The 12546-nt window shown below is 37.5% G+C and carries 12 protein-coding genes and 2 pseudogenes; 12 read left to right on the plus strand and 2 right to left on the minus strand.

The window, feature by feature from the left end; genetic code table 11:
- The 3 genes from AW165_RS19765 to AW165_RS15405 all read left to right on the plus strand — a co-directional run.
- Nucleotides 1–986, plus strand: a 986-nt coding sequence (locus AW165_RS19765; protein WP_060466332.1) for a hypothetical protein, incomplete at its 5' end; no start/stop codon positions are given.
- 411 nt (nucleotides 987–1397) lie between these two features.
- On the plus strand, nucleotides 1398–1532 hold the full coding sequence (locus tag AW165_RS19965) for a zinc ribbon-containing protein (protein ID WP_004640417.1): 135 nt from the start codon (nucleotides 1398–1400) through the stop codon (nucleotides 1530–1532).
- A gap of 122 nt (nucleotides 1533–1654) precedes the next feature.
- Nucleotides 1655–2233, plus strand: coding sequence for a DUF4126 domain-containing protein (locus tag AW165_RS15405; protein WP_060466333.1), 579 nt, complete (start codon nucleotides 1655–1657; stop codon nucleotides 2231–2233).
- A gap of 65 nt (nucleotides 2234–2298) precedes the next feature.
- On the opposite strand, the pseudogene AW165_RS19420 reads toward AW165_RS15405, so the two are convergent.
- A pseudogene (locus tag AW165_RS19420) lies at nucleotides 2299–2403 on the minus strand (Mpo1-like protein); the annotation flags it as partial.
- 4 nt (nucleotides 2404–2407) lie between these two features.
- On the opposite strand from AW165_RS19420, the pseudogene AW165_RS20170 reads away from it, so the two are divergent.
- The 4 genes and pseudogenes from AW165_RS20170 to AW165_RS15420 form a co-directional block, all read left to right on the plus strand.
- Nucleotides 2408–2521 (plus strand): annotated as a pseudogene (locus tag AW165_RS20170) (AraC family transcriptional regulator); the annotation flags it as partial.
- A gap of 82 nt (nucleotides 2522–2603) precedes the next feature.
- On the plus strand, nucleotides 2604–3560 hold the full coding sequence (locus tag AW165_RS15410) for a carbon-nitrogen hydrolase family protein (protein ID WP_060466334.1): 957 nt from the start codon (nucleotides 2604–2606) through the stop codon (nucleotides 3558–3560).
- Nucleotides 3561–3742: 182 nt separating this feature from the next.
- The gene (locus AW165_RS15415; protein WP_060466335.1) at nucleotides 3743–4252 is read left to right on the plus strand and encodes a GNAT family N-acetyltransferase; all 510 of its coding nucleotides are present in this window, start codon (nucleotides 3743–3745) and stop codon (nucleotides 4250–4252) included.
- Nucleotides 4253–5708: 1456 nt separating this feature from the next.
- Nucleotides 5709–6938 (plus strand): beta-ketoacyl synthase N-terminal-like domain-containing protein, encoded by a 1230-nt coding sequence (locus tag AW165_RS15420; RefSeq protein WP_060466336.1) that lies wholly within the window; start codon nucleotides 5709–5711, stop codon nucleotides 6936–6938.
- Between the two features lie 98 nt (nucleotides 6939–7036).
- Here AW165_RS15420 and AW165_RS15425 read toward each other — a convergent pair whose 3' ends face one another.
- Nucleotides 7037–7738, minus strand: coding sequence for an SDR family NAD(P)-dependent oxidoreductase (locus AW165_RS15425; RefSeq protein ID WP_060466337.1), 702 nt, complete (start codon nucleotides 7736–7738; stop codon nucleotides 7037–7039).
- Nucleotides 7739–7987: 249 nt separating this feature from the next.
- Here AW165_RS15425 and AW165_RS15430 point away from each other — a divergent pair, with 249 nt between their 5' ends.
- From AW165_RS15430 to AW165_RS15450, 5 genes are all read left to right on the plus strand, one after another.
- A complete protein-coding gene (locus tag AW165_RS15430; RefSeq protein WP_060466338.1) occupies nucleotides 7988–8572 on the plus strand; it encodes a TetR/AcrR family transcriptional regulator in 585 nt (194 codons plus the stop codon).
- A 197-nt stretch (nucleotides 8573–8769) separates the two neighbouring features.
- On the plus strand, nucleotides 8770–9969 hold the full coding sequence (locus AW165_RS15435; RefSeq protein ID WP_060466339.1) for an MFS transporter: 1200 nt from the start codon (nucleotides 8770–8772) through the stop codon (nucleotides 9967–9969).
- A gap of 486 nt (nucleotides 9970–10455) precedes the next feature.
- Nucleotides 10456–10959, plus strand: coding sequence for a DUF2867 domain-containing protein (locus AW165_RS15440; protein WP_005071896.1), 504 nt, complete (start codon nucleotides 10456–10458; stop codon nucleotides 10957–10959).
- A gap of 80 nt (nucleotides 10960–11039) precedes the next feature.
- Nucleotides 11040–11741, plus strand: coding sequence for a DUF1003 domain-containing protein (locus tag AW165_RS15445; protein ID WP_016802481.1), 702 nt, complete (start codon nucleotides 11040–11042; stop codon nucleotides 11739–11741).
- Between the two features lie 111 nt (nucleotides 11742–11852).
- On the plus strand, nucleotides 11853–12518 hold the full coding sequence (locus AW165_RS15450) for an RluA family pseudouridine synthase (RefSeq protein WP_060466340.1): 666 nt from the start codon (nucleotides 11853–11855) through the stop codon (nucleotides 12516–12518).
- Nucleotides 12519–12546: the final 28 nt, after the last annotated feature.

A 12546-nucleotide genomic window follows, 5' to 3' on the forward strand; every position in this document is an offset into this window, starting at 1 on the left:
ATATGGTCACTAATATTATTTATGATCAAATACTTGAATATACAATTGATATTGTTGAAAAACTAAATATTCCTACAGAACCTTTTGAGCTTAAGGGTGAAGTTTTTCAACTAATAAAGAATCCTTACTCTAATAATCCTATATTCTTTTTACCTATGGATGTTGTTCGAGATTTACCAATAGCTAACGATTGGAGTGAGATTTCAGAGGTTGTAAGAAAAAATGAACAACTTCGAAAAAGAATTAATGAAAATGTTGGCCATATTTGGGCAACTATGAATAAAAAAGATAAAGCGGAATTTAAAAGTTCTGCTCTTCAAGACAAGGAGTCATTTGATGACGTTTTAAATCTAATTAAAAAATTGAAGGGTGCTCAAGCTTATGATTTCCGTCAAGATCCTAATGGGGATATATTTTGGCTTCAAATTTTAAAAAATATTGCAAATCAATATCCTTTAAATTTGAAGAGTTTTAGTAATGGTATACATAACAGAGAACAACTTTTAGGCGTGGTGAATGAAATAATAGATCAATTCAAGTTATTAATTGAAGATAATGGTCTATGGAAAGAATTATGGACAGAAGATGAAAAACCGAGAAAAGAAAAAGCATGTCAAAGATTACTATTTGCGGTAGCTTTGAGTTATTGTAAAGCAAATAATTTAGATCTTAGCCCTGAAGTAGATAGTGGCAATGGGCCTGTTGATTTTAAAATATCTCAGGGTTTTAATTTTAAAGTTATAGTTGAAATAAAATTATCTACTAACTCAAATGTAATACATGGCTATGAGAGACAACTTGAAATATATAAGACAGCTGAGCAGTCAGAAGAAGGTATATTTATTCTAATAGATATTGGTGGTCTAGGAGAAAAATTTAAAAGGCTACAAGAAGTTAGAAGAGAGTTTGTTACAAGTTATGGTAAAGCTTCTCAAATTATTCTAATTGATGGAAATCCCAAAATATCTGCTAGTAAAAGAAAGTAATTAATGAAGAACTTATAAAATAAACTATAATAATTAGGGAAGTGTAGAGTAATTTTATAAGTTTCATACTCTATAAATCTACGAAGTAAGTATATAAAAAAAGCCCGACATCCTGTCGGGCTTTTTCGTATTTGGTTGCTAGATATGACTCCTGTCGTATCTCACGCTCCTAGTGCATGAACCTATTATTGTTGTTTTGTGTTCCGGAACATCCTGTTCCTGTATGAACTCATCATAGGAAAAAAGCGGTAAGTCGCCAATCCGCAAAATCCCTAAAAGTTTGTAAGATAAATCGTACAAATAACATTTTTTGCATTTATGCCATCATCATCGGGCGAAATGGACAATTGACAATCATTCTAACTGGGTTATATTCCTGTTTAATATCTATACGATTATAGGAATGCAATCATGGTAACAGCTGGCGAAAAACCCGGAACAGGCTTCTATTTCTGCGCTCAATGTGGCCAGAGAGTGTTTTTAGAAATTAATACAGATCGTTTACCACCATGCACTAAATGCTATTGCACTGAGTTTAAACGTTAAGAATAAAATAATATTTGCGTTCGCATTTAACAAAAAGCCCTGTCACCTGATGGGGCTTTTTGTTAGTTTAAAATAAGACTTACATAACAAGACCCGCGATGGGCATGAAAAAGGAAACCGTTATGGAAACTATATTAGGTTTATGTATTGGCGTGGGGCTGAGCGCTGCCTGCGGTTTTCGGGTGTTTGTGCCATTGTTGGTCATGAGCATTGCAACAATGATGGGATGGTTTGAGCCATCGAAGGGTTTTGAATGGTTAGCTCTGCCATCGGTTTGCTTGGCTTTAGCTGTGGCAACAGTCTGTGAAGTTGCCGCTTATTATATTCCTTGGGTCGATAATGCTTTAGACACAGTCGCGACTCCTGCGGCCATGATTGCGGGTACGTTAACGACCATGGCCGTGAGTAGTGGTGAAATGTCACAGTTCGCAGGTTGGGCGGCAGCGATTATTGTGGGCGGTGGTACGGCAGGTGTGGTGCAAATGAGTACAGTCGCTGCACGTGGTGTTTCAACTGCAACCACAGGCGGTTTAGGGAATTTTGTTGTTGCGACAGGTGAGTGGATTGGAGCCATCTTACTTTCAGTTTCAGCTTTGCTAGTTCCCGCGCTTGTCGCAGTTGTGGTGGTTATTGCTGTTATTTTGGCAATACGTTGGATACGTCATAAAAAGCAAGAAAATATCAGTCATTCAACATCGTGAGTTTTTAAATTTAGTTGAATAAGAAAACTTAGACCTAATTTTATAATCTAAGTTTTCTATGTATATCACCACTTCACACGTTTTAATAAAATATCTTTATACATAGTAAAATCGCAGGCGAGACCAAAGAACGGCTGATTAAAGGTCGCAGGTTTATTATGCTTATAAAAGATAGGCTTTTCAGTTCAAGTCCATTTCGCCCAAACTTTACGCCGTATGGTGGATTTTGCGCCGTCAATGTTTAGAGCTAATACTAGTTTTATCAGCGGTCGCTCTACAGAAAAATAAACCAAGCATTGAGGCAGTACGGTCAAAGTATTTCTAAGATTCGATGTTAAGCTTTTTATAAGTACTCAAAAGAATTACATATATGAAAATCGTTGCCATTCAGCCTGCATTACAGTTAGGAAAGATTGAAGCAAATTTAAAAAAACTTGAACAATTGATTTTAGCTGCACATCAAGAGCATACGCCTGATGTAATCGTACTTCCTGAGTCGATGACTTCTCCAAACGTCTATTCACCACAGGCGTTGTTTACACCACAACCTTTAGAGGGCAAGCCCTTACAGCTTTTAATCCGCTTAGCTAAGCAATTAAATGTGGTGATCACAGGTGGATTTGTAGCGATACGTGATGGGCATACTTATGGCAGTTATGTCATGGTGGAGCGTAATGGCGATTATCATCTGCATGACAAAGATATTCCAACTGCATGGGAGCATAACTTTTATCGTGGTGGTTCGGACGATGGGCAGGTGGATTCGACAAGCTTAAACTGTAAAGTTGCTTTGCTGTCGGGCTGGGAGTGGGCAAGATTTCGCACAGCCAAACGTGTGCGAGAACAGCAAGCACAGTTGATTTTAGGCGGAATGTGTTGGTACTCCATGCCGATTAATTGGTATGGGCTATTGGGTACATGGATGCGTCGTGAACATGAAATATATAAACATCAAAGTGAAGCACTGCCTGCACAAATGGCACGTTTAACAGGTATTCCAGTGGTACATGCTGCCCATGTCGGAGAAATCCTGAGTGATATGCCGATGTTACCTTACGTCAAATGGTTAACGGAAATGGTGGGTGAAACACAAATCTGTGATGCTACTGGAAATGTGTTGGCACGTATGAGTTTAGCGGATGGTGAAGGCTATATCGCCGCAGAGATTGAATTGGCTGAACCTAAACCTGTTGTACCCTTACAATCACGTTATTGGATTCCTGACATGACCCTGACTTCAAAATTAGCATGGCATGTCGGCAACCTGCATGGCGGATTGATGTATCGCGTGAGACATCGACTGAAAAAGTTTCCTTGGCAAAATTAGTTGAAGTAAAAATAGATTCCAATTAAACAAATAGCGATTAACAGGTCGTGAAGATGCTCGCGTGGTATTGATTGAACAGTACGCTTTAGGGTGATGAGAAGAATAAGAGTTGCTATTGATAACAATATGTTATGTTTAAGTTTGGTTGTAAAAAGAACAATTTTATCGGGAGTAATCAATAAATGACCGTTATGTTGGTAAAACCTCATTTGAGGTTTAAAGAGAGCTATAACAACTATATTAATGAATTAGCAGATGAAGAACGTTACCCTTTGACAATGGATTTTGATCATACAAATTTTGATTCGTTTTTGAATAAACTAAGAGAGTATGAAAATGGGGAATCTTTACAGGAAGGACATGTTGCCAATATTACATATTGGTTAGTAGAAGGCAGTGAAATTATTGGTGTATCTAACTTACGACCTAAGCTTAATGAACAGATTCAATATTGTGGTGGGCATATTGGTCTAGGTATTCGCCCTTCTAAACGTAGAAATGATTTTGGTTCAAAATTATTAGAGCTTACGATTCAGGAGGCCTGGAAATTAGGTTTAACGGAATTACATATACATTGTTATAAATCTAATTTAGCGTCCGCAAAAGTAATTCAAGCAAACAATGGTCGTCTTCATTCTGAAATTACTCAAGATCAAGTAGTTCAAAGGTATGTTGTGAATAAAACACTATAAGAATTTTCTTTCAGATTATTTTTAAACAGCAATAAAAAAAGCCCGACATCCTGTCGGGCTTTTTCGTATTTGGGTACTAGATATGACTCCTGTCGTATCTCACGCTCCTGGTGCTTGAACCTATTATTGTTGTTTTATGTTCCGGAACATCCTGTTCCTGTATGAGCTCATATTAGGAAAAAAGCGGGAAGTCGCCAATCCGCAAAATCCCTAAAAGCTTGTAGGTTAAAACGTACAAGATCGTCTTTTAATTTATTATTATGTTCTCATGGCTTGTTTTAAATCGAGATATATCCATGCTAAGTGGTTGTGAAAAATGTGATGAATGTGGAAGCCAATACTTAAAAAGTAAATCTAGCATGGCATCCTTGTGTCCTGAATGCGCCTATATAATTTATGGATATACAAATTGTAAGCATGTCTTTAAAGAGGGGCGTTGTAAACATTGTTATTGGGATGGCAGTACAACCACTTATATTGAAGATTTAAAGAAAAACTCATAAAAAATTTAGGACTCCTATTTATTCTTATTTTCTCTCCGCCTCTGTGCCACAACAGGCTTTAATCTTTTGCGCTGATTTAAAGTAATAAACTATTGCGGCACAGAGATAAAGGAGCTAAGCCAAACGCTTAGCCCAGACCACTTTTGTCACACCGCTGCATGAAGCTAAAAAGTAGGGGCAAAGTCCCGTGGGAGAACAGGACTTTGCAAACTGAAAAAATCGTAGCTACCTTGAACAAAACTTAAAGCCAAAATAGGTTTATAAATTGTCATATTATTCTCATAATAATTTATATCTATGAGTAGAATAAAAATATAATTAGTTTTAAGGATTAAAATAATTTTTAGGTAATAATTAATCCTCCTATGTATATAGGAAAATAAAACAATTAAAATTTTAAAATAAAAATAATTTATAAATTAAAAAACTAGGCAATAGAAAACCTAAATTTTAAATAAATAAAATGATTAAGTAGAAGAGGGAATAAGTTTGAAAAATGTCATGGTCAACTCCTTATAATTTATGGAGTCCTACCACCAGATTACCGCGAATTAATTTATGGTGGTAGAACGAAAGGGGGTTGACAGACTGGACTCGTAGAACCAGCACGCACGGGGCGTCCCCCATCCGTCCTACCGCAAAGAAAAGGGGACGCAAGGGTCTAACGACTTATAGATTGTACTATAACCCGCTACGAGTTACGGTCTGTCAAAACCGTCTGGCAATGTAGGCCAGCAACGAGATAATAATCGGTGATTTTAATTGCGTCAATTTAATATTTAAAATATTTTTGATTTAATAATAAAACTAAATGTATTTTTAAATAAAAATATTATTATTAACTTTTTATTTATATTCGATAAGAAAAAATAATAAATATAGAAATATTTTGCCAGTTCTAAAAAAGAACTTGATTGTTAAGATCTATTTTTGTCGTTTTTATAGAGATAAGAATGGAACGTGTCGTAATAACAGGTATGGGAATTAATTCCTGTATTGGAAATACATTAGAGAAAGTAACCGAGTCCTTAAAAGCAGGCCGCTCAGGCATTCGCTATAACGATGTCTATGCACAATTGAATTTTCGAAGTCATGTGAGTGCCACTGCCGAAATGGATTTTGAAAATATTGATCCAGAATTAAAAAAACACATGGGTGTTTGTGCCATGTATGCATACAATTCAGCGGTCAATGCGCTACAACACGCTGAGCTTGATGTGAGTGATATTGCCAACAACTCAAAATATGGTGTGATTGGAGGAACAGGTGGCAGCTCGACAGCTTCAATCATCGACATGCTGCATAGCTTAAAAGAAAAAGGTGCAAGCGAAGTATCGCCTGATTTAGCACCACGCTATCTTACAAATACGGTTAGTTCTAACTTAGCAAATGCTTTCAACCTAAAAGGTATCTCTCAATCAATCGCGAGTGCCTGTGCCACTTCAGCCGACGCAATCGGCTATGCATTTCATCTTATTGCCGCTGGTAAACAAGACTTAATGCTGGCGGGTGGCGGCGAAGAAGACCATTGGTCCCAAACAGCAATATTCGATGCGATGGGGGCTTTATGCTCTAAATATAACGATGCACCAGAAACAGCTTCACGCCCATATTCAAAAGATAACGATGGCTTTGTGATCGCTGGCGGCGGTGGCATGGTGGTTTTGGAGTCTTTAAGCCATGCCCAAAAGCGCGGAGCAAAAATTTTGGCAGAAGTGGTTGGGTACGCTGCCAATAGTGACGGTGTCGATATGGTAGCCCCAAGTGGCGAAGGCGCGACCCGTTGCATTAAATTGGCACTCGCAGAAGCCAAGCAAAATGGCTCTGAAACGATTGACTATATCAATACGCATGGCACTTCAACGCCAGTCGGAGACATTCCAGAGCTATTGGCTATAGAAAGAGCTTTTGGCAGTGAAAAAGTACCGCCACTCAGCTCGACCAAGTCCATGACTGGGCATAGTTTGGGGGCAGCAGGCGTACACGAAGCGATTTATTCTATTTTAATGCTGCAAAATAACTTTATCGCACCAAGTATTAATATTACCGAACTGCGCGAAGAAGCTAAAAAGTTCGATATTGTTCAAACAAGCAGAGAAACCGAACTGAAAACAGTTATGAGTAATAGCTTTGGTTTTGGTGGCGTAAATACTTGTCTCGTTTTTAGAAAATGGGAAGAGTAATTTAAAACTCATAATATATATAGGCGTGAGAAAAAGAATAAATTTAGAAAGTTAAGAAAAGCGTAATTGATTACGCTTTTTCTCTCATAAGACATAGTTTAAGCAGCTTGAATGGCTTCACCACAAAGAGAAACAGTTTCTTGCTTATGCTGGTGTAAGTACCAGAACTGCTCTGCAATGGTTTCTGGATGTACCGTGTAAGTCTTATCTTGTGCTCCAGATGTCCCATCAACGAAACCATTCACAATCACTTGGCTCACGTAAACATTTGAGTCGGCAAGACTATGAGCAAGTAAATTGGTGGTTTTGTATTGAGCGGCAGCGGTGGTTGCTAAGGATGAGTACTCTTTAGCAACCAAGTCGATACCCACTGCATCGAAAGCAAAAATTCCGTTTGTCGATAAAATGCTACCGTGGTTCTTCTCTAAATCGCCTAAGCAAGCTTGTACCGTCGCAATATAGCTCGAAACACGAATATGAAAGCTTTTGGTGAGCTCTAGAGGAGGGGTTTTTAGGATATTACCTTCAATATCATGGAAAGCATTCCAATGAATATTTTTAATCTCTCCTAATCGGTCTTTAATACGATTAATAAGATTTGGTATATCTTCAAGAACCGCTAAATCACATGCAAAAGCGTAAGCTTCAATACCTTGTGTTTTAAGTTCTAAAATGGCTTTTTCGAGTTTTTCAGCATTACGTGCCACTAAACCGATTTTATAGCCTTCTTTACCAAATTTATGTGCTACGGCTTTGGAAATACCTGTTCCATAACCAAAAATTATAATATTGTTGTTCATTATAAAGTTCCAAAAAACCAATCATTTGGTTAGAAATAGTTTATAATATGTTTTTATAATGTATTCAAGCGCAAAAGTTATCTCTAAGAATAGTGCCCAAAGAATAAAAATGCTTAAAAGTGGGGATTAGGGAGTCAGCTTTACATGAGTTATTCGGCTAAACATGCGCTATTGAAAGAATTATTAGTTTGACTTCTCTATCTTCCTGTCATAAATTAATTGGAACGATCGTTCCTGTTAAGTGTATGTATGCGTACAAAAGAATTTGAAACTGATGAAATTGCTGATGCTGCAATGCAAGTTTTTTGGCGTCGTGGTTATGCTGCAACTTCAGTGCAAGATTTGGTTGACGGTACGGGACTATCAAGAAGTAGTCTTTACAGTACCTTTCAAAACAAACAGGGTCTTTATCAAACAGCGTTACAGCGCTATGAACTTTTAACTATACTTAATAATGTGAAGCTGTTATCTGGTTCAGGTTCGCCCAAAGCCCTTATTCGGCAATTACTGATAAATGTGGTTAAAGATGAGCTAAGTGATCCAGAACACAAAGGATGTCTTGTCGCAAATGCTTGTTTGGAACTGGCTGGCCATGATGAAGATGTCGCTCAATTTGTTGTGAGCAACCTACAGAAACTACAACATGCTTTAGAGAGTTTATTAATTAAAGCTCAACAATCTGGTGAAATTGCTTCTACTCAAAACCCGCGTGCGTTAGCGAGTTTTTTTGTAAATACGATTCAAGGATTACGTGTTTTAGGGAAAGGCAGCCCACTTGAACAAAGAAAGCAATGTTTAATGGATGTGGTCGAGGTTGCTTTAAACATTTTATAAAACTCATTTAAACCTTAACTATTGTTGAGCTGAATAGTTAAGGTTTTTATTTAACTTAAATTGGAATGATCATTCCAAAATAATGACTTTAGTTTCCATGGAGAACAAATGTCTTCCCATCCTAATCCGATAAAACAAGCATATAACGATGCAGAGCAGAGTAAGTACGCTGTAAAAGAATTTGAGAGTAAAGCTTTATGAATATAAAGAATGATGGAACATCTCATCAGCTAACTAATGAATTCTCTACTCAATTACCAATTTGGAAACTGTTGGCTTTTACAGTTGCAGGCTTTCTGACCATTATGACAGAAACCATGCCAGCAGGGCTTTTGCCCCAAATCAGTCAAGGCTTACATATTTCAGAAGCTTATGCAGGACAGCTTATAGCAGTGTATGCCTTAGGTTCTGTTTTAGCAGCAATACCGCTGATTAGCCTTACCCGTAGTTGGAATCGGAGACCCTTATTACTCAGTGCTATTGCAGGGTTACTTTTATTTAACGCGATTACTGCCTTATCAAATGACTATACTCTGACTTTAAGTGCTCGTTTTATTGCAGGGATGGCAGCGGGTGTTATTTGGGGGCTTTTAGCGGGTTATGTAAGACGCATGGTCTCTGCATCGTATCAAGGACGAGCTTTAGCAATCGCTGGGGTTGGGCAACCGATAGCTTTATCAATAGGAGTTCCTTTGGGTGCGTGGTTGGGAACATTGTTTGAATGGCGTGGCGTGTTTTGGATCATGTCTTTATTGGCATTGATTTTATTTGTCTGGATTCGTTTTAGCATTCCTGATTTTGCAGGGCAGTCAGCGCAAAAAAGGTTACCCATTTTAAAAGTTCTTTTAATGCCGGGCATCAGAGCTATTTTAGCAGTCGTCTTTCTTTGGATATTGGCGCATAGCATTCTCTATACTTATATTTCACCTTTTTTGGCCTCGACAGGGCAGACATATAAAGTTGAGACTATCCTGTTCATATTCGGTATTTCTTCAATTGTCAGCATTCTCATTACAGGGATGTTTATCGATCGTTCATTAAGAAAAATAACACTTTTGAGCTTATTTATCTTTGCCATCGCAACAGCGCTGTTAGGTGTTTATAGTTCTTCAAATTTTGTCGTGTTCACGAGTGTAGTGTTATGGGGAGTAACTTTTGGTGGTGCTCCAACACTATTACAAACAGCTCTGGCAAATACTGCGGGTCCCGAAGCAGATGTGGCGCAGTCTATGTTGGTCACGGTATTTAACCTTGCTATAGCTTTTGGTGGAATGGTTGGTGGTGGATTGCTTGAAAGTTTTGGGGCAGCCTATTTTCCATGGTTTATGCTAGTTTTTGCCTTGATCGCATTATGTACCGTTTACCAAACCCGTAAACATGGTTTTATCTCTTCATAAAAGGCTTTTGCCCTTCATGACTAAAAAATGAAGGGTAATTTACTTTTATAGCCTGATGTCCTATTGGTCAAAACAATGAATGATTTGGTAAAATAAACCGAAAAATACAAATAAATCGGAATTTAAATTTAACTAATTATGGGTAAATGGGAATAAATTCTTTTAAATTTGTCTAATGACGTAAAAATTCCCAAAAATATTAAAAATTAGCTTTTCTTAGAAAAACAATCCCACAGGGTGCTGGCTAAACTATATCTCAAGGGTGTGATAGGGATCGAAAAGAGTAGCATGCACCAAAACGTATAACGTTAGTGTGTACTCACCCAAAAGGTCTCGATTCGGCTTAGGACGCTATAGATCAAAAGTTTATAGGCATAAGGTTCTAACTTACAAAGTTATAATTGTTGAAGTAAACCATAGATGTTTTCCCTTGACACCCTAAAAAATTCTCTATAATAAAAACGATACTTTACAAGAATATAATTTATGAATAAGCCTTATCTTTCTGCTTTACCTACCGACAGTCAAATCTCATCTCAACTGAATAATGCTTACTTCCACGATTCGTGGAGTATTGTGCTTGGTCAGCCCGACCTAAATGTATTTCAGCAACTTATTAAGCTATTCCAGCACACTCCAGAGTGGATAGAGTGGAGCATGAATATGCGTAATAAAATTACTTCAAAGATTGGGCTTAAAGATTTAGGAAGTTTTAAGCAGATTGATACTCATAAAAAAGAAAATGAATATGTCGCAGGCGACCGAATTGGAATTTTTACTTTTTTGCAGCGTACCGAAAATGAGTTAGTGATTGGAGATGATGACAAGCACTTAAATGTGACTTTATCCATATACAAGAATGAAAAGACCAAAGTGCTTACCGTAACTACAATAGTGCATATTAAAAATTGGCTTGGGCGATTGTATATGCTACCTGTAATTCCTGCCCATCGAAAAATCGTACCAGCGACTTTACAGATTTTAGGTTAGATTACTATTTTTATTTACGATGTGATCAGCCAAAATTGTTTATATAATAATCTTATTATCATAATAACGAGCTGAATAATATGGAAAATAAAAATCAGTGTCGGCAATGCGCCGTTTGTGGGAAAAATTTTCCTTTAAAAGATCTAGTGTCTGGTGAAGTCATTCGTAATGTGATTAGTGATGAAATTTTAAAAGACTATCCAGATTGGAATTACTCAAGTTTTATTTGTCGAGCCGATCTGGCAGATTATCGAATTAAATATGTTCAATCACTTTTACGTTCCGAAAAGGGCGAACTCTCTAATTTAGAAAATGAAGTGATTGGCAGTATGCAACGCCATGAGCTAATTAGCCGAAATACAGAGTCGGATTTTGATCAGAATTGGACATTTGGAGAAAAGTTAGCAGATAAGATCGCAACATTTGGGGGTAGCTGGGCTTTTCTCATTTGTTTTGCTCTATTTTTGACAGGTTGGATTATTCTAAATACGGTCGTAATGGTAGTACGGCCTGTTGATCCTTATCCCTTTATTTTGCTGAATTTAGTTTTGTCATGCTTAGCTGCAATTCAAGCGCCTATTATTATGATGAGTCAAAACCGCCAAGAAGCCAAAGACCGTTTACGTTCTCAACATGACTATCAAATTAATTTAAAAGCCGAACTTGAAATTCGTCATTTGCATGAAAAAATGGACCATCTTTTATCGCATCAGTGGGAAAGACTTGCGCATATTCAAGAAATTCAGCTTGATCTTTTAGCTGAAATGAATAAAAAACGATAAAGATTTTCTGAGTTTCACGTGGAACATGAGTAAAGCGTTATAGATTATTTTGCGGTAGATCTGAAATTTCTTTATGATTTGCCGCCATGCTCCATTGCTGTTTCTACGACCATGCCTTTAAACGACAACTTTGTTTACGCTCCGCCACAAGATCCGCTTTCAATTTTATTTGAAGACGATGATTTGGTTGTGGTTGATAAACCTGCGGGTTTGTTGTCGGTAATGGGACGGTTACCTGAGCATCATGACAGTGCTTATTTACGGGTGCTGGAAAAATTCCCTTTAGCTAAGGTTACGCATCGTTTAGATATGGCGACATCAGGCTTACTTATGTTTGCTAAACACCGTGATGCAGAAGTTGCGGTAAGTAAAATGTTTCAGGCCAGAACAGTCAAAAAACATTATATTGCTTTGGTGCAAGGCCCAGTCGCAGAAGAGGGCAGTGTTGAGGTTCCACTCATTACCGACTGGGAAAATCGCCCAAGACAAATTGTACATTTTGAACTAGGTAAACACGCTAAAACCTTGTTTCAGCCTTTGTTTTATGATGAAAAAATCGATCAAAGTCGAGTATTACTTGAACCAGTAACAGGACGTTCACATCAGCTACGTGTGCACATGATGCATATAGGACATCCGATTATGGGGGACAAGTTATATCACCCTGAGCCTAAACGTTTTCACTTAAACCGTATGGCCTTACATGCCGCATATTTGGCTTTCCAACATCCCTTAAATGGAACGGATGTAGTGATTGAGTCACAAGTGCCTTTTTAAAATTTATATAATTAAAAAAATTAATTTG

The organism is Acinetobacter sp. LMB-5 (assembly GCF_001541635.1).
GTDB classification, from domain to species: Bacteria; Pseudomonadota; Gammaproteobacteria; order Pseudomonadales; family Moraxellaceae; genus Acinetobacter; species Acinetobacter pittii.

Bases quoted from the DNA above. Each gene is read 5' to 3' on its own strand.
- AW165_RS15450 (WP_060466340.1), top strand. From the start codon at position 11,853: ATGCCTTTAAACGACAACTTTGTTTACGCTCCGCCACAAGATCCGCTT.
- AW165_RS15440 (WP_005071896.1), top strand. From the start codon at position 10,456: ATGAATAAGCCTTATCTTTCTGCTTTACCTACCGACAGTCAAATCTCA.
- AW165_RS15430 (WP_060466338.1), top strand. From the start codon at position 7,988: ATGCGTACAAAAGAATTTGAAACTGATGAAATTGCTGATGCTGCAATG.
- AW165_RS15420 (WP_060466336.1), top strand. From the start codon at position 5,709: ATGGAACGTGTCGTAATAACAGGTATGGGAATTAATTCCTGTATTGGA.
- AW165_RS15405 (WP_060466333.1), top strand. From the start codon at position 1,655: ATGGAAACTATATTAGGTTTATGTATTGGCGTGGGGCTGAGCGCTGCC.
- AW165_RS15425 (WP_060466337.1), bottom strand. From the start codon at position 7,738: ATGAACAACAATATTATAATTTTTGGTTATGGAACAGGTATTTCCAAA.
- AW165_RS15415 (WP_060466335.1), top strand. From the start codon at position 3,743: ATGACCGTTATGTTGGTAAAACCTCATTTGAGGTTTAAAGAGAGCTAT.
- AW165_RS15435 (WP_060466339.1), top strand. From the start codon at position 8,770: ATGAATATAAAGAATGATGGAACATCTCATCAGCTAACTAATGAATTC.
- AW165_RS15445 (WP_016802481.1), top strand. From the start codon at position 11,040: ATGGAAAATAAAAATCAGTGTCGGCAATGCGCCGTTTGTGGGAAAAAT.
- AW165_RS15410 (WP_060466334.1), top strand. From the start codon at position 2,604: ATGAAAATCGTTGCCATTCAGCCTGCATTACAGTTAGGAAAGATTGAA.
- AW165_RS19965 (WP_004640417.1), top strand. From the start codon at position 1,398: ATGGTAACAGCTGGCGAAAAACCCGGAACAGGCTTCTATTTCTGCGCT.